16 protein-coding genes and 1 tRNA gene are annotated in these 19,389 nt (G+C 68.0%); 9 read left to right on the forward strand and 8 right to left on the reverse strand.

What is annotated here, in order from left to right:
- Window positions 1–10: 10 nt before the first annotated feature.
- On the reverse strand, window positions 11–4,729 hold the full coding sequence (gene gltB / locus ACVJ6E_RS13425; protein WP_120269761.1) for a glutamate synthase large subunit: 4,719 nt from the start codon (window positions 4,727–4,729) through the stop codon (window positions 11–13).
- Window positions 4,730–5,389: 660 nt separating this feature from the next.
- Here gltB and ACVJ6E_RS13430 point away from each other — a divergent pair.
- Window positions 5,390–6,424 carry a threonine aldolase family protein gene (locus tag ACVJ6E_RS13430; RefSeq protein ID WP_120269642.1) on the forward strand — a complete coding sequence of 345 codons (1,035 nt, stop codon included), beginning with the start codon at window positions 5,390–5,392 and terminating at the stop codon, window positions 6,422–6,424.
- A gap of 144 nt (window positions 6,425–6,568) precedes the next feature.
- Window positions 6,569–7,027 (forward strand): hypothetical protein, encoded by a 459-nt coding sequence (locus ACVJ6E_RS13435; protein ID WP_120269641.1) that lies wholly within the window; start codon window positions 6,569–6,571, stop codon window positions 7,025–7,027.
- Between the two features lie 121 nt (window positions 7,028–7,148).
- On the opposite strand, the gene ACVJ6E_RS13440 is transcribed toward ACVJ6E_RS13435, so the two are convergent.
- Window positions 7,149–7,598, reverse strand: coding sequence for an Hsp20 family protein (locus ACVJ6E_RS13440; RefSeq protein WP_120269640.1), 450 nt, complete (start codon window positions 7,596–7,598; stop codon window positions 7,149–7,151).
- A 304-nt stretch (window positions 7,599–7,902) separates the two neighbouring features.
- On the opposite strand from ACVJ6E_RS13440, the gene ACVJ6E_RS13445 reads away from it, so the two are divergent.
- Together ACVJ6E_RS13445 and ACVJ6E_RS13450 are read left to right on the forward strand one after the other, a co-directional pair.
- The gene (locus tag ACVJ6E_RS13445) at window positions 7,903–8,310 is read left to right on the forward strand and encodes a hypothetical protein (RefSeq protein WP_120269639.1); all 408 of its coding nucleotides are present in this window, start codon (window positions 7,903–7,905) and stop codon (window positions 8,308–8,310) included.
- Window positions 8,311–8,478: 168 nt separating this feature from the next.
- The gene (locus ACVJ6E_RS13450; protein WP_120269638.1) at window positions 8,479–9,444 is read left to right on the forward strand and encodes an alpha/beta hydrolase; all 966 of its coding nucleotides are present in this window, start codon (window positions 8,479–8,481) and stop codon (window positions 9,442–9,444) included.
- A gap of 22 nt (window positions 9,445–9,466) precedes the next feature.
- Here ACVJ6E_RS13450 and hisN read toward each other — a convergent pair whose 3' ends face one another.
- Both hisN and ACVJ6E_RS13460 read right to left on the reverse strand, forming a co-directional pair.
- Window positions 9,467–10,258, reverse strand: coding sequence for a histidinol-phosphatase (gene hisN / locus ACVJ6E_RS13455; protein WP_120269637.1), 792 nt, complete (start codon window positions 10,256–10,258; stop codon window positions 9,467–9,469).
- Window positions 10,259–10,796: 538 nt separating this feature from the next.
- Complete coding sequence (locus tag ACVJ6E_RS13460) at window positions 10,797–11,687, reverse strand: N-formylglutamate amidohydrolase (protein WP_120269636.1); 891 nt, start codon at window positions 11,685–11,687, stop codon at window positions 10,797–10,799.
- A gap of 261 nt (window positions 11,688–11,948) precedes the next feature.
- On the opposite strand from ACVJ6E_RS13460, the gene cpdR reads away from it, so the two are divergent.
- From cpdR to ACVJ6E_RS13485, 5 genes are all read left to right on the forward strand, one after another.
- Window positions 11,949–12,308, forward strand: a complete 360-nt coding sequence (gene cpdR, locus ACVJ6E_RS13465; protein WP_067218617.1) for a cell cycle two-component system response regulator CpdR — start codon at window positions 11,949–11,951, stop codon at window positions 12,306–12,308.
- Between the two features lie 178 nt (window positions 12,309–12,486).
- A tRNA-Val gene (locus ACVJ6E_RS13470) sits at window positions 12,487–12,561 on the forward strand.
- A 274-nt stretch (window positions 12,562–12,835) separates the two neighbouring features.
- Window positions 12,836–12,961 carry a type B 50S ribosomal protein L36 gene (ykgO, locus tag ACVJ6E_RS13475; RefSeq protein ID WP_029059454.1) on the forward strand — a complete coding sequence of 42 codons (126 nt, stop codon included), beginning with the start codon at window positions 12,836–12,838 and terminating at the stop codon, window positions 12,959–12,961.
- A gap of 165 nt (window positions 12,962–13,126) precedes the next feature.
- Entirely contained in the window at window positions 13,127–13,717 is a 591-nt protein-coding gene (locus tag ACVJ6E_RS13480; RefSeq protein ID WP_208996750.1) for a tetratricopeptide repeat protein, read from the forward strand.
- 121 nt (window positions 13,718–13,838) lie between these two features.
- On the forward strand, window positions 13,839–14,900 hold the full coding sequence (locus ACVJ6E_RS13485; protein WP_120269634.1) for an alpha/beta fold hydrolase: 1,062 nt from the start codon (window positions 13,839–13,841) through the stop codon (window positions 14,898–14,900).
- Between the two features lie 3 nt (window positions 14,901–14,903).
- On the opposite strand, the gene pyk is transcribed toward ACVJ6E_RS13485, so the two are convergent.
- The 4 genes from pyk to ACVJ6E_RS13505 all read right to left on the reverse strand — a co-directional run bounded on the left by pyk (window position 14,904) and on the right by ACVJ6E_RS13505 (window position 19,134).
- Window positions 14,904–16,340, reverse strand: a complete 1,437-nt coding sequence (pyk, locus tag ACVJ6E_RS13490; protein WP_120269633.1) for a pyruvate kinase — start codon at window positions 16,338–16,340, stop codon at window positions 14,904–14,906.
- Window positions 16,337–16,753 carry a DUF1036 domain-containing protein gene (locus ACVJ6E_RS13495; protein WP_120269760.1) on the reverse strand — a complete coding sequence of 139 codons (417 nt, stop codon included), beginning with the start codon at window positions 16,751–16,753 and terminating at the stop codon, window positions 16,337–16,339. Before ACVJ6E_RS13495 ends, pyk begins: the two co-directional genes overlap by 4 nt.
- Before the next feature lie 111 nt (window positions 16,754–16,864).
- A complete protein-coding gene (locus ACVJ6E_RS13500) occupies window positions 16,865–18,181 on the reverse strand; it encodes a glycerate kinase type-2 family protein (protein ID WP_120269632.1) in 1,317 nt (438 codons plus the stop codon).
- Window positions 18,178–19,134, reverse strand: a complete 957-nt coding sequence (locus ACVJ6E_RS13505) for a DMT family transporter (protein WP_120269631.1) — start codon at window positions 19,132–19,134, stop codon at window positions 18,178–18,180. Before ACVJ6E_RS13505 ends, ACVJ6E_RS13500 begins: the two co-directional genes overlap by 4 nt.
- Between the last annotated feature and the right edge of the window lie 255 nt (window positions 19,135–19,389).

Here is a 19,389-nt window from a genome sequence, read left to right on the forward strand (position 1 = left end):
CTCGTCTCCCTTACTCGGCCGCCACCAGGCCGAGCCGCTTTTCTTCCATTTCCCTGAGGGCGCGGCGGTACTCGACCGGCATCACCTTCACGAATTTCGGGCGGAACTCGTCCCACTTCTCCAGGATCTCCTGCGCCCAGGCCGAGCCGGTATGGGCGATGTGGTTGGAGATGATCTGGCGAAGCCGCTCGTCGTCATGCCGCGTCATGTCGGCAGACAGGTCCACGCGGCCCTTGTGCTCGATGTCGCCACCATGGTGGTGGAGCTTCTCCAGGAGGTCGTCCTCCTCCGGGACCGGCTCGATGTCGACCATGGCGAGGTTGCAGCGGTTGCGGAACGAGCCGTCCTCGTCCAGCACATAGGCCACGCCGCCCGACATGCCAGCGGCGAAGTTGCGGCCCGTCCAGCCGAGCACGACGACGACACCGCCGGTCATGTATTCGCAGCCGTGGTCGCCCACGCCCTCGACGACGGCGATGGCACCCGAGTTACGGACCGCGAAACGCTCGCCGGCGATGCCGCGGATGTAGCACTCGCCCTCGGTCGCACCGTAGAGCACGGTGTTGCCGGCGATGATCGAGTAGTCCGGATCGGCGGCGCTCTTCGGGTTCGGACGGATGACGAGCTTGCCGCCCGCCAGGCCCTTGCCGACATAGTCGTTGGCGTCGCCCTCGAGCGTCATGGTGATGCCGCGCGCCAGGAAGGCACCGAAGGCCTGGCCGGCGGTGCCGGTCAGCCGCACGTCGATGGTGCCGCCCTTCAGGCCCTTGTGGCCGAAGCGCTTGGCCACCTCGCCCGACAGCATCGCACCGGCGGAGCGGTCGACATTGCCGATGGTCTCGGTGATCACGACCGGCTCCTTGCGCTCCAGCGCCGGCTCGGCGGCCGCGATCAGGCGGCGGTCGAGAACGTCGTCGATCGGATGCTTCTGGCGCTCGGTCCAGCGCTTCGCCTCGGCCGGGGCCTCGGGCATGTGGAAGATGCGCGAGAAGTCGAGGCCGCGCGCCTTCCAGTGGTCGATCATCTTCTCCTGGTCGAGCAGGTCGGTGCGGCCGACGAGATCGTCGAAACGGGCGATGCCCATCGCGGCCATGATCTCGCGGACTTCCTCGGCGACGAAGAAGAAGTAGTTGACCACATGCTCCGGGGCGCCCTTGAAGCGCTTGCGCAGTACCGGATCCTGGGTGGCGATGCCGACCGGGCAGGTGTTCAGATGGCACTTGCGCATCATGATGCAGCCGGCGGCGATCAGCGGCGCGGTCGAGAAGCCGAACTCGTCGGCCCCCAGCAGCGCGCCGACGATGACGTCGCGCCCGGTCTTCAGGCCGCCGTCGACCTGCAGGGCGATGCGCGAGCGCAGCCCGTTCAGCACCAGGGTCTGCTGGGTCTCGGCAAGGCCGATCTCCCAGGGGCTGCCGGCATGCTTGATCGAGGTCAGCGGCGAGGCGCCGGTGCCGCCGTCATAGCCGGACACGGTGATGTGGTCGGCGCGCGCCTTGGCAACGCCGGCGGCAACCGTGCCGACACCGACTTCCGACACCAGCTTGACCGAGATGTCGGCCGCCGGGTTGACGTTCTTCAGATCGTAGATCAGCTGCGCCAGATCCTCGATCGAATAGATGTCGTGGTGCGGCGGCGGCGAGATCAGGCCGACGCCCTGCGTCGAGTGGCGGACCTTGGCGATCACCGCGTCGACCTTGTGGCCGGGCAGCTGGCCGCCCTCGCCGGGCTTGGCACCCTGGGCCACCTTGATCTGGATCATGTCCGAGTTGACGAGGTAGTCGGTGGTCACGCCGAAGCGGCCCGAGGCGACCTGCTTGATCGCCGAGCGCATCGGGTTCTGCGACCCGTCCGGCAGCGGCATGTAGCGCTCCGGCTCCTCGCCGCCCTCGCCGGTGTTCGACTTGCCGCCGATCCGGTTCATGGCGACGGCCAGCGTCGAGTGGGCCTCGCGCGAGATCGAGCCGAAGGACATGGCGCCGGTCGAGAAGCGCTTGACGATCTCGGCCGCCGGTTCGACCTCGTCGATGGAGATCGGCGCGCGGCCGACATCCTCTGCGGTCTTGACGCGGAACAGCCCGCGAATGGTGAAGCGGCCGTTGTGCTCGTTGGTCTCGCGGGCGAACTCGCGATACTGCTCGGGCAGGTTGGAGCGCACCGCATGCTGCAGGAAGGCGATGCCTTCCGGCGTCCACAGGTGGCTCTCGCCGCGCACGCGGTAGGCGTATTCGCCGCCGACATCGAGCGAGCGGCGCAGCACCGGCACGTCGGCGAAGGCGACGGCGTGACGGCGGGCGGTCTCCTCGGCGACCTCGGCAAGGCCGATGCCCTCGATCATGGTGGCGGTGCCGAAGAAGTACTCGTTGACGAAGTCGGTCGACAGGCCGACCGCGTCGAAGATCTGGGCGCCGCAATAGGACTGGTAGGTCGAGATGCCCATCTTGGACATGACCTTGAGGATGCCCTTGTCGATCGACTTGATGTAGCGATAGACAACCTCGTCGGCGTCGACTTCCTCGGGGAAGTCGAGCTCGGCATGGAGCTGCAGCAGCGTCTCGAAGGCGAGATAGGGGTTGATCGCCTCGGCGCCGTAGCCGGCCAGCACGCAGAAGTGATGCACCTCGCGCGCCTCGCCCGTCTCCACTACCAGACCGACCGAGGTGCGCAGGCCCTTGCGGATCAGGTGATGGTGCACGGCAGCGGTCGCCAGCAGCGCCGGAATGGCGATGCGGCCGCGGCTGACCAGACGGTCGGACAGGATGACGATGTTGTAGCCGTTGATCACCGCCTTCTCGGCATTGGCGCACAGGTTGTCGAGCGCCTCGCGCATGCCGCCCGCGCCCTTGGACGCGTCGTAGGTGATGTCCAGCGTCTTGGCCGAGAACTGGTTGTCGGCGGTGTCGCCGATGGTCCGGATCTTCTCCAGATCGTCATTGGTGAGGATCGGCTGGCGAACCTCCAGTCGCTTGGAGGTGGCCAGGCCCTTGAGATCGAACAGGTTCGGCCGCGGCCCGATGAAGGACACGAGGCTCATCACCAGCTCCTCGCGGATCGGGTCGATCGGCGGGTTGGTGACCTGGGCGAAGTTCTGCTTGAAATAGGTGTAGAGCAGCTTCGGCTTGTCCGACAGCGCGGAGATCGGCGTGTCGGTGCCCATCGAGCCGATGGCTTCCTGGCCGACGGTCGCCATCGGATGCATCAGGAGCTTGATGTCTTCCTGGGTGTAGCCGAAGGCCTGCTGGCGGTCGAGCAGCGTCTCCGCCGCCACCGGCGCACGCCCGCGCACCGCCGGCATCTCCTCCAGCACGATCTGGGTGCGGTGCAGCCAGTCCTTGTAGGGGTTGGCGGTGGACAGCTGGCGCTTGATCTCGTCGTCGGAAATGATCCGGCCTTCCTCGAGATCGATCAGGAGCATCTTGCCCGGCTGCAGGCGCCACTTGCGGATGATCTTCTCTTCCGGCACCGGCAGCACGCCGACCTCGGAGGACATGATGACGAAATCGTCGTCGGTCACCACGTAGCGGGCCGGACGCAGGCCGTTGCGGTCGAGGGTCGCGCCGATCTGGCGGCCATCGGTGAAGGCAACGGCGGCCGGTCCGTCCCACGGCTCCATCAGGGCGGCGTGGTACTCGTAGAAGGCCCGTAGGTTCTCGTCCATCAAGGGGTTGCCGGCCCAGGCCTCGGGGATCAGCATCATCGCCGCATGGGCGAGCGAGTAGCCGCCGCGCACGAGGAACTCGAGCGCGTTGTCGAAGCAGGCGGTGTCGGACTGGCCCTCGTAGGAGATCGGCCACAGCTTGGAGATGTCGTCGCCGAACAGGGGCGAGGACACACTCGCCTGACGGGCGGCCATCCAGTTGACGTTGCCGCGCAGGGTGTTGATCTCGCCGTTATGGGCGACCATCCGGTAGGGGTGGGCAAGATCCCAGGACGGGAAGGTGTTGGTGGAGAAACGCTGGTGAACCAGCGCCAGCGCCGAGGTGAAGCGCGGGTCCTTCAGATCGGCGTAATAGGCGCCGAGCTGATAGGCCAGGAACATGCCCTTGTAGACCAGCGTCCGGCTCGACAGCGAGACGATGTAGAAGCCCTTGGTGACGGCATCGGTCTCGGCGCGGATGACGTTGGAGATCACCTTGCGCAGCACGAAGAGGCGGCGCTCGAAATCGTCCTGGGTCTCGCAGTCGCGGCAGGCGATGAACACCTGGCGCGAGCAGGGCTCGGTCGCCGCGATGTCGGGCGCCTTGGAGAGGGACGAGTTGTCGACCGGCACGTCGCGCCAGCCAAGGCATGCCTGGCCTTCCGCGTTGATGACGCGCTCGACGATCTCCTCGCAGACGCGGCGCAGCGCCGGGTCCTGCGGCAGGAAGAGGAAGCCGACGCCGTAGCGGCCCTTCTCGGGCAGCTCGAAGCCCAGGCCCTTGGTCTCGGCGGCGAAGAAGTCGTGCGGGATCTGCACCAGCATGCCGGCGCCGTCGCCCATCAAGGGGTCGGCACCGACCGCGCCGCGATGGGTGAGGTTCTCCAGCACCTGCAGGCCGTCGGAGACGATGCGGTGGGAGGGAACGCCCTTGAGATGGGCGACGAAGCCGACGCCGCAGGCGTCATGCTCGCGCGCGGGATTGTAAAGACCCGACCGTGCGGCTTCCTCGCGTCGCTCGTTCAGCGTTTTGCGGGCAGTCGTCGCTTTGGCCGGTGCGGTTTCGGTCACGAAGTCCAGCGCCTCGATCATCGCTTCGGTCTTGCTCATGTCTGCCCTCTTTCATACTGCGCCGGGACCGTCCTTCTCCGTTCGGGTCGCGCTCTCTCGTGATCGAGGAGCCCGGCTCGTCCGTCGAACGGGCGTTCGCCCTGACGCTGACCAGTGAAGCGGACCTGCCCTTCGGTCCGCCTGTTCCGGCGGTGCATGTCCCTTGCGGGACTTCCGCCGGCAATCCGTTTCGGTGCTGCGCACCGGCAAGGGCGTTTCGCCCGCATGCCGCAGTCATACGCCGGACAAAGCGCCGGCGGATCCCGCGACCAGTTGTAGCACACGCTGCCGCCCACGATCAGCCGTCGGATGCGTTCAGCCTGTCCGAACGGGGTGCCGCGGGCGCGGCGCGGGAAGCCGGCCAGCCCCGGCCGCTTCCGTTCCGGCCAAAAGGGACAGCAATCCTGTCCTATCTGGCGGAGGCGCACAATGCCAGATTTCCCGTGGGGGGGCAAGCGGCTTGCAAGCCCGCGCAAAACTATTTCTTGCGCCACGGCCGGGGGCTTTTGTCATTAATGCAATGCTGTCGTGGCGGGAAGGAAAGAATGTGTCGGTTGCCGTGCCGGGCGGCGTTTTCCGGCGAGGCGGGAGAGGCGCGCGGACGGGCTTGCAAGGGCGCGCAGGGCGGTCTTAGATCGCGCCATGATCTTCGCCAGCGACAATTGGGCGGGTGCCTCGCAGCCGGTTATGGATGCCATGGTCCGCCACAACACGGGCGCCGCGCCGGCCTACGGCACGGACCCGCTCACCCTCAAGGTTCGCGACCGGTTTCGCGAGATCTTCGAGACGGACGACCTCACGGTCTGGTTCACCGCAACCGGCACGGCGGCGAATGCGCTGACCATGGCGGCCTGCGCAAGGCCCGGCGGGCTTGTGCTGACCAGCGACATCGCGCATGTGCTGTGCGACGAGTGGGGGGCGACGGAGTTCTTCTCGCACGGCATGAAGATGGTGCCGGTGGAGACGCGCAACGGACGCATCTCGGCGGAAGCCCTGTCGCGCGAACTGGCCAAGCACCCGGCCGGCAGCCGCTTCGGCACGCCGGTGGCGGTGAGCCTGACCCAGGCGAGTGAGTGCGGCACGGTCTACCGGCCCGACGAGCTGGCGGCGCTGACGAGGGCGGCGAAGGAACGCGATCTCGTCTGCCACATGGACGGGGCGCGCTTCGCCAATGCGCTGGTGCATCTTGGGTGCAGCCCGGCGGAGATGACCTGGAAGGCGGGGATCGACGTGTTGTCCTTCGGCGGCACCAAGAACGGCTGCTGGTGCGCCGAGGCGATCGTGGTGTTCAACCAGGACGCCTTGCGCGATCTTGCCGCACACCGCTCGCGCGCCGGGCACCTGTTCTCCAAGTCGCGCTTCGTCGCGGCCCAGCTCGACGGCTATCTGGAGAACGGCCACTGGCTGGAAAGCGCCCGCCACGCCAACGCGATGGCGAGCCGGCTGGCCGAGGGGCTCGCGGCGTCCGGCCATGCGCTCGCCCATCCGGTGGAGGCGAACGAGGTGTTCCCGGTGCTCGATCTTGCCACCATCGCGCGGCTGCGCGAGGCGGGGGCGGCGTTCTACGAGTGGCCGGAGATCGAGGCGGGCGAGGGCACGTCCGGCGTGCGGCTGGTGACGTCCTTCGCCACAAAGCCCGAAGAGGTCGCGCGCTTCCTGGAGGTCGCCGCGGGGTAAAGGGTGGCTGCGCGCGGAACAATTTTCTCCGTGCGCGGCTTTCCTGCCGGAAATTTGGAATTCGTTTTCGCGTTTCGGGTTGGCGCAAAGCCGAACGGGGCTAGCCTCGCGCCGGTTTCAGCGAAACGACCGGAGCGACTGCCGATGAAGATCCATCCCACCGAGGACATGCATGTCCTCTCGATTGCCCGACGGCTGACCATTCCCGAGGTGGCATCGGCCGCCGCCGAGCTGTCGAGCGAGATCGAGGCGGAGCGCCAGCGCGCCGGCCTTGCGGCGGCGGGGCCGTGGACCTTTATCGCGCAGAACCTGCCGCGCGACGGCAAGACCGCGTTCGACTGGCGTATCTGCCTGCCGGTGGCGGGCGCTGCTGCCTATGACGGCCCGCTGGAGGTTCTGCATCTGGAGCCGATCATGGTGGCGTCCGCCGTGCATCTGGGACCCATCCGGACGCTGTTCACGCAAGGCTACGCGCCCTTGCTGCGCGCCGTCGGCGAGACGCGGCATCATCTGTCGGGCCAGAGCCGGGAGGTCTATCACGACTGGCGCGGCGGCAAGGCCGGCTACAACCGCATCGAGATCCAGTTCGAACTGTCGCGCTGACGGAACCGGCCAGAACGAAAAGCGCCCGGCCTTCGGAAAGGCCGGGCGCGGGGGGCAGGCGTGTCTCTCGCCGAGGGGGGATAGCGAGGTCTCGCCTGCCTGATCCTTCAGTGCCGGATCGTCAGTGGGTGCTGCCCTCGATCTGCTTCTGGCCGGCCTTGCCGATCTCGATCTTGCGGGGCTTCATGGCCTCCGGGATCTCGCGGGCAAGGTCGATATGCAGCAGGCCGTTCTCCAGGCTGGCGCCCTTGACCTCGACATGGTCGGCGAGCTGGAAGCGGCGCTCGAAGGCGCGCGAGGCAATGCCGCGATAGAGCACTTCGCCGGTCTCGGCTTCCTGGGCGCGCTCGCCCTTGACCGAAAGCGTGTGCTCCTTGGCCTCGATCGTCAGGTCGGCCTCGCCGAAGCCGGCGACCGCCATGGTGATGCGGTAGGCGTTCTCGCCGGTGCGCTCGATGTTGTAGGGCGGATAGCTCGGCGCCTCCTGGCCCGTGTTGTTGTCGAGCATGGAGAGCAGGCGGTCGAAGCCGACGGTGGAACGATAGAGCGGGCTGAAATCGAAGTGACGCATCGGTGTGTCCTCTCGTTGAGCAACAGATGATGGTTCCGGTTCCGTGCGATCCCGCCGTCATGGCCGGGAGGGGAACCGTGCGCGGGCCCGTCAGTGGCACCCGCGACTTACGAGATGGGGAGGGCGAAATCGGCTTTCAAGAGGGGCATCCCGCCGGTCGCGTCTTCCGCCTTGCAAGGGCCCCGGCGGCCGGTCCCGGCACCTGAACGACAGGTGAACGGAGCCTTCCGGGAGGGTTCACGCGGGCCGGTGCATCTTTCGGATCGTCAACCGGCGCTGACGCGCCCAAACAGGAGACAGATCCATGAGGAAGTCGCTTCTTGCCGCCGTCGCCGCCCTTGGTGTCGTTCTTTCGGTTCCCAGCGCCCAGGCGCTCGATATCCGCATCGGCACGGGCTCGGCCACCGCATCCACCGGCGCCAGCGTCGAGGTCCAGCTGGTCGGCCACCGTCATCGCCCGCGCGGCTACCGCGCCGACCGCCTCGGCCCGCGCCAGATCGTGAAGCGCCTGCACCGTCAGGGCTTCCGCGACATCAGCCGCCTGCGCCATCGCGGCCATGTCTATGTCGCCCATGCCCGCGGCTATCGCGGCATGCCGCAGCGCCTGGTCGTGGATGCCTATTCGGGCCAGGTCGTCGGCCGCGCACCGATCGGCCGCGGTCACGGACACGGCTGGGGCGGTCGCGGTTGGGGCGGCTACGGCCGCCTGTAATCGCCGCGGGCCATGCGCCCGCCGGACCTTCCCGAACGGGGCCGCCGGAGTTGAGCCGGCGGCCCCGCTCCTGTATGGGTCAGGGCACGGAGATCGCTGGACTTGTGGCGACGCCGGCTGTCATGCATTGACGTCCGGCCCGGAAGATTGGAGTGCAGCGCGGTGGCAATGGAGCTCTACGATCATCCGGACAATCCGGTGCCGGAGGGGGCGATCTGCCAGCAGGTGACGACGCCCGACGGCATCCGCCTGCGCACCGCGCGCTGGATGCCCGACCGCGGCCCGCTCAAGGGCACGGTGACGCTGCTGCAGGGCCGGGCCGAGTTCATCGAGAAATATTTCGAGACCATCGCGGACCTGCGCGCGCGCGGCTTTGCCGTGGTCACGTTCGACTGGCGCGGCCAGGGCGGCTCGCAGCGCCTGCTGTCCAACCCGGCGCGCGGCCATGTGGACGATTTCGCCGATTTCGTCACGGATCTCGACACGGTGATGGGCGAGGTGGCGCTCGCCTCGATGCCCGGCCCGCACCACGTGCTGGCGCATTCGACCGGCGGGGCGGTGCTGCTGCTGGCGGCCGGGCGACTGCGCACCCGCATCGAGCGGGCGGTGCTGTCGGCGCCGCTGATCGGGCTCGGCAAGGTGGGGCTGCCGCAGCGGCTGATCTGCCCGCTGTCGACCGCGTTGTCGTCGGTGGGGCTGGGCACCGCCTATGTGCCGGGCGGGGCGGCGAAGTTCCACATGCCGTTCGAGGGTAATCCGCTCACCAGCGACGAGATCCGCTTCCGCCGCAACGAAGCGGTGTTGCGCGCCCATCCGGACCTGGAGATCGGCGCGCCGACCATCGACTGGCTGGCGGCCGCCTGCCGCGCGATGACGCGGTTCGTCGACCCGGATTTCGGCCCCTCGCTGCAGGTGCCAGTGCTGCTGGTCGCCTCGACCGGCGACCGCATCGTCTCGGCGAGGGCCTCGGAGCGCTTCGCGCGCCAGACCCGCTCCTGCCGCTATCTGGAGATCGCCGGCGCGCGCCACGAGCTGCTGATGGAAGACGACTTCCACCGCGACCAGTTCCTGGCGGCCTTCGACGCCTTCATCGCCGATGGCGAGCCGGCGCTCGCGCCCGGCTGGGGCGGCTGAGCCGACCCCGGCACAAGACGTCTCACACGGCGGCGCGGGCGAGGATTTCCAGCGCTTTTGCGTGAAGGGACGGATCGCCGGCAGCGACGATCTGCCCGCCATTGGCTGGCGAACCCCCGCTCCAGTTGGTCACGACACCGCCGGCGCCCTCGATGATCGGGGCCAGCGCGACGATGTCGTAGGGCTGCAGGCCGGTCTCGATGACGAGGTCGACCTGGCCGCTGGCGATCATCGCATAGCCGTAGCAATCGGTGCCGTAGCGGGCGGTGCGCACGGTGCCCTCGATCTGCCGGTAGACCTCTCCTTCGGCGCCCTGGAAGAGGCCGGGATGGGTGGTGCACATGATGGCCTGTGACAGGTCCGCGCAGGGGCGGGTCGACAGCGGCCGGGTGCCCGAACGGCTGACCAGCCAGGCCTTGTCGCAGTCGCCGACGAACCGCTCCTCGACATAGGGCTGGTCCATGATGCCGAAGACCGGCTTGCCGCCGCGTGTCAGGCCGATCAGCGTGCCCCAGGTCGGCAGGCCGCAGATGAAGGCGCGGGTGCCGTCGATGGGATCGAGCACCCAGACATGCTCGGCATCGAGACGGACATTGCCGTGCTCCTCGCCGAGGATACCGTGCTCGGGATAGCGCGCCTCGATGAGCGCCCGCAGGGCCTCCTCGCCGGCCCGGTCCGCGACCGTCACCGGGTCGAAGCCCTCGGCCAGCTTGTTCTCCACCGACAGGGCTGCCCGGAAATGCGGAAGGATCGCGGCGGAGGAGGCCTGGCACAGCTCGGCCGAGAAGGCGGCGAGATCGTCGGAGGTGGGCATGAACGGTTCCTTCCGGAGCAAGAAGCGGGAGAGGCGGGCGGCGTGAAAAAATCCCTGCCCGCAATAGCGCGGGAACGGCCTGCGGGCAATCTTCGCGGGACGCGGCCGTCCGGTGCCGGCGTGACGTGTCGCGGCTGGTGCGGCGCAAAAGACGCGGAACGCGGTATCTGATCAAAATATAGGCAATTTCGTTCCTGGCGCTATTTTAAGCGACCTGGAGCGGCGGATCCGGGGCTTTCGGCGAATTATTCAAGAAGATTTATCAAACATTATATCATTGAAATAATTGATAAATATGGATTTTAGCGGCGCTTTTTGAGAGAAAAATCGCGATGCCGTATTGACTTTTGTGCGCCGCGATGGAAACTTGTTGCAGTGCGATATGGCTTGCCATGTCGCGCCGCCCTCCTTGGGCGTTTCCTCCCTAGACTCGGGCCGCCTCGCAAGAGAGCGGCCCTTTTTTCTGGCCGCATCGCGCAGCTCTGCGTTCACGGATTTGCCGGCGACGGGACAGGGAAAAGGGAAGGCGAGGGGGAGCCTACTCGGCCGCCAGCGCGTCCGGGGCGAGATCGGCATGGGCGCCGGCCACCAGTTCCTCGCAGAAGCGGCGCATGTCGCGGGACAGCTCGGCGAAGCCGGAGCTGCGGTCCGTGCGCGCCTCGTCCATGTAGAGGCTGCGGTTGATTTCCACCTGCAGGGCATGAAGGCCCTTGGCCGGACGGCCGTAATGCTCGGTGATGAAGCCGCCGGCATAGGGCTTGTTGCGCGCGACCGTGTAGCCCATGCCGCGCAGGATCTCCGTCGCCTGGTCGATCACCGAGCGGGCGCAGCTGGTGCCGTAGCGGTCGCCCAGGATGAAATCCGGCCGCGCGCCGTTGTCGCTGCTGCGGATCGTCGAGGGCATGGAATGGCAGTCGACCAACACCGCATGGCCGAAGGCGACATGGGTGTGGGCGAGCAGGCGGCGCAGGGTCTGGTGATAGGGCTTGTAGATGGTCTCGATGCGATCGAGCGCCTCGCGCACGGTGAGACGGCCGCGATAGATCTCCTGCGCCTCGCCGACGACGCGGGCGATGGTGCCAAGCCCGCCGGCAACGCGGATCGAGCGGCTGTTGGCGTAAGGCGGCAGCCGGTCCTCGTACATCTTCGGATCGAGCTCGTAGGGCTCGCGGTTGACGTCGAGATAGGCGCGCGGGAAGCGGGCGCACAGGAGCGGGGCGCCGAGTTCGACGACGCCGGCAAAGAGCTCGTCGACAAACGCGTCCTCCGAGCGGCGGATCGCCAGGGCATCGAGCCGCGAGGACTGCAAGAAGGCAAGCGGGTAGTGCCGCCCGGAATGGGGCGAGTTGAACACGAAGGGCGTGGTTTGCTCGACCGGATGCAGGACGTCGAAAGGTTTCGTGTCCTCGAACCCGCTCACGACCTGCATATGCACGCTCTCCGCCTGTCGGCCACCCCGTTGAATTTCCCTATTAGCCCCCGAATCGGCGTTAATGTCCACACGGGCGGTGGGTAACCGAGCCGGCCGGATGGCGGAACACCGCTTTCACTGGATGTTTACCGCCATTCGGCCTTATAACGATCCGAAAGATGTGCCAAAACGGGACCTTCGGGCGCATGATGCAGCGGCCGGCGCCCGGAATGCGAAACGGCCAGCGGATTCGCCGAGCGAAGCGGGACGAAGCAACGAATGACACGGATCCTACTTGCGGAAGACGACAACGACATGCGGCGCTTCCTTGCCAAGGCGCTGCAAAAGGCCGGTTACGATGTCGTCTCCTTCGACAATGGCAAGAGCGCCTATGAGCGGCTGCGGGAAGAACCCTTTTCCCTGCTGCTGACCGACATCGTCATGCCGGAAATGGACGGCATCGAGCTGGCTCGCCGCGCGACGCAGCTCGACCCGGACCTGAAGGTGATGTTCATCACCGGCTTTGCCGCGGTGGCGCTGAACCCGGACTCCCAGGCCCCCAAGGATGCCAAGGTGCTGTCCAAGCCCTTCCACCTGAAGGATCTGGTGCTGGAAGTGGAGCGCATGCTGGCCGCCTGAGCGGTTCGCCCCGCCGGCCCCTCAACAGGTTTTCCACCGCGCACCGAGCGGGCGCGGGAAAGGGCGATTTAGTTTGCGAGAAGGGCTTGCACCGAAAATCGAAGCCCGCTATATCGCATCCCACCGCGCCGTCCCGTCGGCGTCGGCTTTCCGGCAACTTGCCGGATCGAAGAGTTTCGGGCGTGTAGCTCAGCGGGAGAGCACTACGTTGACATCGTAGGGGTCACAGGTTCAATCCCTGTCACGCCCACCATCTTCGCCAGACTGCCAAGACGACGAGGCAGTTGGCAAAGCCCGGCAAACGGCCGCCAAGGTCAGCTGCTTCCCAGCATCTGCCTCAAGCGGATCGGGCACCGCCCCCGGCGCGCGGTTCTTATCGGACCAGCGCGAGGAGGTGGAGCCGGCGGGCAGGACGACACGGGTCCTCACCGGTCTCGATCGTCCGAAAGCAGACAGCCGGCCCGCAAAGGCGCGGCGCAACATGAGGATGCCGCCGCCAACGTGGCACCGTTGACGGAGACGAGACGATGAAGATCAAGAATTCGCTCAAGGCGCTGATGGGCCGTCATCGCGACAACCGCATGGTTCGCCGCAAGGGACGCGTCTACATCATCAACAAGAAGGCTCCGCGCTTCAAGGCCCGCCAGGGCTGAGGCACGGCGGCAGGCCCCGCGCGCCTGCCCGACGCTTTCAAATTTTGCCTATGGCATTGACGATTGCATCCGGGGCGACATACTCCCCGGATGCGATCGTTTTTGGCGTTTCCCCTCCTGATGTGCCTTTCCGTCTCCGCGCTGGCGCAGGAGGGAAGGCCCGACGTGCTTCCTCCCGAAGCGCTGCCCCCCTCGCTCGACGATTTCGATGCGCCGACCACCGAGGTCGAGCCACCGTCCGGTCCTGCTCCCGCGGTGACCGAAAACGAGACCCCCAAGAGCGAACTCGACGGGCTGTTTGCCGAGCTCGCCAAGGTGGCGAGCGACGAGGAGGCGCGCCCGCTCGTCAGCCGAATCCAGCGCATCTGGTCGCGCTCGGGCAGCGCCACGGTCGATCTCCTGATGATGCGGGCGGCCGCTGCCATGCAGGCCAAGGACTATCCGCTGGCGCTCGACCTGCTCGACGTGACGGTGCGGCTGGCTCCTGAGTTTCCCGAGGCCTGGAACCGGCGCGCGACGGTGAATTACCTGCGCGAGGATTTCGGTCGCTCGATGGTCGATATCGAGCGCGTGCTGGCGCTGGAGCCGCGCCACTGGGGCGCGATGTCCGGTCTCGGCATCATCCTGCGGCGGATCGGGCGCGACGACGAGGCGCTGGAAACCTTCCGCCAGGTGCTGAAGATACATCCGGTCAGCGAAAACGCGCGTAAGGCGGTAGAGGACATGGAAAAGGCGGCGGCCGGCTCGCCGATCTGAGGCCCCTCCCGAGATCCGCCGAGGCCGCAGGGGCGATCCGCTGCAGACGGCGCAAGACGCCCTTCGCGGCCCCGCCTTTCGTCCCGCCGCCCGTTCCTCGTAAAGCTGGACCCGCCCGCCCATGCCCACCCTTGCCATCTATCTGCTGTCCGCGCTGGCGCTGCTGCTCTCCGGCCTTGCCGTGCTGGCGGAGCTGCGCGGCCGCGGCGCCGAGGCGCGCTATCCGCCGATCGGGGCCTTTGCCGAGATCGACGGCGTGCGGCTGCACTATGTCGACATGCGGCCCGAGGGCTGGCGCGAGGGCGATCCGGCGCTGGTCTTCGTGCACGGGGCGAGCGCCAACCTGCGCGACCCGCATATGGCGCTGGCAGGGCCTCTGGCGGCGCGGGCGGAGAGGGGGAGGCCCGCGCGGCTCGTCTTCGTCGACCGGCCCGGCCACGGGTATTCGGAGCGCGGCGACGACGGCATGTACCGTCCGGCGGCGCAGGCGGCGCTGATCGCCGGACTGATCGACAGTCTCGGCATCACGCGGGCCGTTGCGGTCGGGCATTCCTGGGGCGGGGCGGTGGCGGCGCAGCTGGCGCTTGAGCGGGCGGACCTTTTCGGCGGGCTGGTGTTCCTGGCGCCGGCAACCCATCCCTGGCCGGGCGGGGTCAACTGGTATTACGACGCGGCGGCCCTTCCGGTGGTCGGCACCGTGTTCTCCCACACGCTGGCCCCGTTCGGGGCGGCGCTGCTCGCCCCCAGGGCCATCGGCGGCATCTTCCTCCCGGCGATGGCGCCGGACGACTATGCCGAGCGGCTGGGCCTGTCGCTGCTGTTCCGCCCGCAGACCTTCCGGGCGAATGCGCGGGACGTTTCCTACCTGAAGGAAGAGGTGGAGGCGGCATCTCTGCGATACGGCGAGATCACGCAGCCGGCGGCGGTGATCACCGGCGAGACGGACGGCGTCGTCTACCCGCATATCCATTCGCACGGCCTGGCGCGGGACCTGCCCAATGCCTGGCTGGTGACGCTGGAGGGGGCCGGCCACATGCCGCAGCACACGCGCACGGACGCGGTGCTGGAGGAAATCGCCAAGGTGGTGGCGATGGTCTTCCCGGAGGCGGGATGGGGCATGCAGGGCCGGAAACGAAACGAGACGGCCGAAGCCGTCTCGTCGAAAGTGTCCGCGAGCGAGTGAGGCTCAGAGACCGCCGCGACCGTCGCTGCCGATGAAGGCGATGCGCAGCATGTTGGTCGAGCCGGGGGTGCCGAAGGGCACGCCGGCCGTGGTGATGATGCGCTGGCCGGGCTTTGCCAGTTCCTCCTGGAAGGAGATCTGGCAGGCGCGGTCGACCATGTCGTTCTCGTCGCGGGCGTCGTCCGAGACCACGCAGTGGAGGCCCCAGGCCAGCGACAGGCGGCGGGCGGTCGACAGGACCGGCGAGATGACGATGACCGGCACGGAGGGACGCTCGCGCGAGGCGCGCAGGCCGGTGGCGCCGGAGGTCGTGTAGCAGACCACGGCGGCAAGGTTCAGCGTCTCGGCGATCTGGCGCGCGGCAGCGGCGATGGCATCGGCGCCGGTCGGCTCCGGCTCCTGCCGCTGGGCGTGGATGATGCCGCGATAGTTGGGGTCGCGCTCCACCTGGCGGGCGATGCGGTCCATGGTGGCGACCGCCTCGACCGGGAACTGGCCGGCGGCCGATTCGGCGGAGAGCATCACCGCGTCGGCGCCCTCGAACACGGCGGTGGCGACGTCGGACACCTCGGCGCGGGTCGGCACCGGGGCTGTGATCATCGATTCCAGCATCTGGGTGGCGACGACCACCGGCTTGCCGGCGCGGCGGCAGGCGCGGACGATCTGCTTCTGCAGGCCCGGGACCTGTTCCAGCGGCATCTCGACGCCGAGATCGCCGCGGGCGACCATCAGCGCGTCGGAGAGGTCGATGATCTCGCTCAGCCGTTCGATGGCCTGGGGCTTTTCGATCTTGGCGAGGATGCCGGCGCGGCCGCGCGTCACCTTGCGCACGTCGGCAAGGTCGTCGGGGCGCTGGATGAAGGACAGCGCGATCCAGTCGACGCCGGCTTCCAGCGCGGCATCGAGGTCCTTGCGGTCCTTGTCGGTGAGCGCGCCGACCGGGATCTCCGTGTCGGGAACGCTGACGCCCTTGCGGTTGGACAACTTGCCGCCGACCTCGACCACCGTGTCGGCGCTGGTCTTGGTGCAGGAGGTCACGCGCAGGCGGATCTTGCCGTCGTCGAGCAGCAGGCGGTGGCCCGGCTCGAGCGCCTGGAGGATCTCGCGATGGGGGAGGTGGACGCGCGAGGCGCTGCCCGGCGTCTTGTCGCTGTCGAGGGTGAAGCTGGCGCCGTTCTCAAGCATCACCGCGTCGCCCTCGAAGGTGCCCACACGCAGCTTGGGACCCTGGAGGTCGGCAAGGATGCCGATCGGCCGGCCGATCTTCGTCTCGATCTCGCGAATCATCGCCACCAGCGCATGCAGGCGCGGGTGGTCGGTGTGACTCATGTTGATGCGGAAGACGTCGGCACCGGCGGTGTAGAGCTTCTCGATCGTTTGCGGATCCGAGGAGGAGGGTCCGAGTGTCGCTAGAATCTTGACCCGCCTGTCACGCTTCATTGTCCGCCTGTCCCCCCTTGCACGGGCTCTGTCAGCTGGACCGTCCAGCTGGCTTGCTCGCCCGTATCGATTTCGAAGAATCCGGTCCGTTCGAAGCCGCGGGCGACGCAGTCCTCGATACCCCGGATGGTGAATTCCTTCTCGCGGGTACACATGAAGGCGCGGCCGCCCCATTCCCCGAACTGATCGTAATCCACCGCATAGATATAATAGAAACGTGACACGAGCGAGCCCGCGACCAACGTTTCACAGGAATTTGCCGGCAGGTTCCACCAACCCTCGGTGACCCAGTCGGCCTGCTCGCGATAGCCGATGGCAACGCCGACCTGACTTTCGGTCTTGTTGCACAGGCGCAGCTCGGCCTTGGCCGGTGTCGCTCCGAGAACGCTGAAAGCCGTCAGGGCGAGCGCCATCGCGCCGCAGGATGCGAGGCCCAGCCGGATCGTTCTGACTGCCGTGGTTTGCCGCTGCCTCTCGGCCTTTTTCATCATTCGATTACTCGTGCCACGACCATGCGCGTCATCTTATGACCGACGGGCTTCCGCCTTGTCAATGAGGACGGCCCGGAAGTCGTTGACGTTGGTATAGGTTGGTCCGGGTCTCAGCAGATCCCCGAGATGATCGAAGAAACCGGTGCTGTCGTTTCTCTCCAGAAATGCGGCGGCATCATGACCTGAGCTTGCGGCGCGCGCGAGAGTCGTTTCGTCGACCAAGGCGCCCGCCGGATCATCTGCCGATCCTGCGCCGCCATCCGTGCCGTCCGTATCACCTGCAACTGCGGCAATTCCGCGAGCACCGTCCAGCTCCAGGGCAAGGGCGAGTGCGTATTCCTGGTTGGGGCCGCCGCGCCCGTCGCCTCGGATCGTCACGGTCAGCTCGCCGCCCGACAGCAGCACGGCCCGCCGACCCGCCTCGGCGATCCCACGTGCCATGCGGGCATGCTCGGCTGCGACTTCACGCGCCTCGCCCTCCAGACTGTCGCCGAGCAGGACCGGCTCGTAGCCCTTTTCCCGGGCGATCGCCGCGGCGCGCTCCAGCGACAGGGCAGGGCGGGCGACGATCTCGAACCGGGTTCCGGAAAACAGCGGATCGCCGGGCTTGGGCGTCTCGTTGGCGGGGTCGGCCAGCGCGCGGTGGACGCTTTCAGGCGCGTCCGGGGCATAGCGGGCGACGAGCGCGCGGGCATCGGCGAGCGTCGTGGGATCGGCGACGGTGGGGCCGGAGGCGATGGCGATGGGTTCGTCGCGCGGCACGTCGGAGACGGCGAGCGTCGTCATTGGCACGCCGTGCGGCCGGGCGGCGGCAAGGCGCCCGCCCTTGATGCGCGACAGGTGGCGGCGGACGGTGTTGATCTGCTCTATGGTGGCGCCTGAGCGCAGCAGGGCGCGGGTCAGCGCCTGCTTGTCGGCCAGCGACAGGCCCTCGACCGGGGCGATCCAGTTGGCCGAGCCGCCGCCGGACAGGAGCACGACAATGTGATCGCCGGGGCGGGCGGCGGCCGCCATCGCCAAGGTACGGCGGGTGGCGTCGATGCCGGCCTGGTCGGGGACGGGATGGCCGGCCTCGACCATTTCGATCAGCTGCGTTTCCTGGCCGTAGCCATGGCGGGTGACGCCGAGGCCGACGAGACGGTCGGGGCCAAGGCCGTGCGTCTCGCGATAGTGGTTTTCCGCCACCTTCATCATTGCGCCGGCGGCCTTGCCGGCACCGAGCAGCACGATGCGGCCGGTTTCGGCGGGGGCGGGAAGGTGCGGCGGCAGGCAGGTCTCGGCGCGGGCAGCATCGACGGCGGCGGCGAACAGGTCCTGCAGCAGGGCGCGCATGGCGGTCGTGTCGGTCATTCGGCCTCGCGGGTCGGGAGGGGAGCGGTGGCGGGGGCAACGGCCACGGGCGCGGCCCGCGGGCGGGCGATGTAGATGCCGGCAAGGATGACGGCGCCGCCGAGCGCCTGGGCCGGGCCGATGCTCTCGCCGAGGAAGAGATAGCCGACGGCGGCGGCGGCAACCGCCTCCAGGAAGATGACGAGCGCGGAAAAGCCGGCCGACAGGGAGCCGAGGGCGAAGGCGAGCAGGCCCTGACCGAGCGCGTGGGCGACGACGCCGAGCGCAATCAGCATGGCAACGCCGGTCAGCGTGCTGGGCAGGATCGTCTCCTCCAGCATCAGGGCAACGACGAGAAGCACGGCGGCGGTGACGAGCGAGCTGCGATAGACCAGCAGGCCCGGCGTCATGCCGGTGCTGCCGCGCCGGGCAAAGCGCATGGCGATGAAATAGGCGCCGAAGAAGACCGAGGTGACGACGCCGTAGAGATCGCCGGTCAGGCGCTCCGGCGCAAAGGCGAAGCTGCTGCCGATGAGCAGGGCCGCGCCGAGAAGGCAGGCGGCAAGGCCGAGGGCCATGGCGCGGGTGACCGGCTCCTTGAGCAGGGCGCCGGAGGCCAGCATCACCCAGAGCGGGGCAAGGGTCGCCAGCAGCGTCGCGTTGGCCGCCGTGGTGTTCATGATCGCCAGGTGCCAGAAGAACAGGTCGCCGGCGAACAGCACGCCGGCGGCGAGTGTCGCCGGGGTCCAGCGCGGGGCGGCGGCACCTTTCGGGCGCTCGAGCCGCGCCCACACGGCAAGCAGCGGCAGGGCGAGGGCCGCGCGCCAGAAGGCGCTGGCGAAGGGACCGACATCGGCATGGCGCACGAAGGCCGGCGAGACGCCCATTGCGATGGCCCCGGCGAGCAGCGCCACGAAGGCGACCAGAAGACGCTGGTCGGGAGCGGCGCTGAGCGGGGCGGGGGTGGTGGTCATGCCGTACGGTCTTTCGGGAAAGCGTTCGGAGGGGCCGGGCAAACGGATCGAGCGGAGATTAGGCATCCGGTGCCGGCCTGTCTCGCCAGAAATCGCTGATAGCTCTTATCGGCCGGCAAGGGCGAAAATGCGGTTGAAAGAGGACGCCGGATATGGTGCACAGCGGGACCTGAATCCTGCAAGCCCCCTGCGCCCCTTGCCGGTCCCGCCGCCCGGCGGCGAGCTGCACGAGGGCGGCGATGCCAAACGGAGCCG

The sequence above is a fragment of the Stappia sp. G46H5W genome (genome assembly GCF_058448995.1).

Excerpts from the sequence above, each read along its gene's own strand:
- gltB (WP_120269761.1), bottom strand. The coding sequence starts at position 4,729 with ATGATCGAGGCGCTGGACTTCGTGACCGAAACCGCACCGGCCAAAGCG.
- ACVJ6E_RS13430 (WP_120269642.1), top strand. The coding sequence starts at position 5,390 with ATGATCTTCGCCAGCGACAATTGGGCGGGTGCCTCGCAGCCGGTTATG.
- ACVJ6E_RS13435 (WP_120269641.1), top strand. The coding sequence starts at position 6,569 with ATGAAGATCCATCCCACCGAGGACATGCATGTCCTCTCGATTGCCCGA.
- ACVJ6E_RS13440 (WP_120269640.1), bottom strand. The coding sequence starts at position 7,598 with ATGCGTCACTTCGATTTCAGCCCGCTCTATCGTTCCACCGTCGGCTTC.
- ACVJ6E_RS13445 (WP_120269639.1), top strand. The coding sequence starts at position 7,903 with ATGAGGAAGTCGCTTCTTGCCGCCGTCGCCGCCCTTGGTGTCGTTCTT.
- ACVJ6E_RS13450 (WP_120269638.1), top strand. The coding sequence starts at position 8,479 with ATGGAGCTCTACGATCATCCGGACAATCCGGTGCCGGAGGGGGCGATC.
- hisN (WP_120269637.1), bottom strand. The coding sequence starts at position 10,258 with ATGCCCACCTCCGACGATCTCGCCGCCTTCTCGGCCGAGCTGTGCCAG.
- ACVJ6E_RS13460 (WP_120269636.1), bottom strand. The coding sequence starts at position 11,687 with ATGCAGGTCGTGAGCGGGTTCGAGGACACGAAACCTTTCGACGTCCTG.
- cpdR (WP_067218617.1), top strand. The coding sequence starts at position 11,949 with ATGACACGGATCCTACTTGCGGAAGACGACAACGACATGCGGCGCTTC.
- ykgO (WP_029059454.1), top strand. The coding sequence starts at position 12,836 with ATGAAGATCAAGAATTCGCTCAAGGCGCTGATGGGCCGTCATCGCGAC.
- ACVJ6E_RS13485 (WP_120269634.1), top strand. The coding sequence starts at position 13,839 with ATGCCCACCCTTGCCATCTATCTGCTGTCCGCGCTGGCGCTGCTGCTC.
- pyk (WP_120269633.1), bottom strand. The coding sequence starts at position 16,340 with ATGAAGCGTGACAGGCGGGTCAAGATTCTAGCGACACTCGGACCCTCC.
- ACVJ6E_RS13495 (WP_120269760.1), bottom strand. The coding sequence starts at position 16,753 with ATGGCGCTCGCCCTGACGGCTTTCAGCGTTCTCGGAGCGACACCGGCC.
- ACVJ6E_RS13500 (WP_120269632.1), bottom strand. The coding sequence starts at position 18,181 with ATGACCGACACGACCGCCATGCGCGCCCTGCTGCAGGACCTGTTCGCC.
- ACVJ6E_RS13505 (WP_120269631.1), bottom strand. The coding sequence starts at position 19,134 with ATGACCACCACCCCCGCCCCGCTCAGCGCCGCTCCCGACCAGCGTCTT.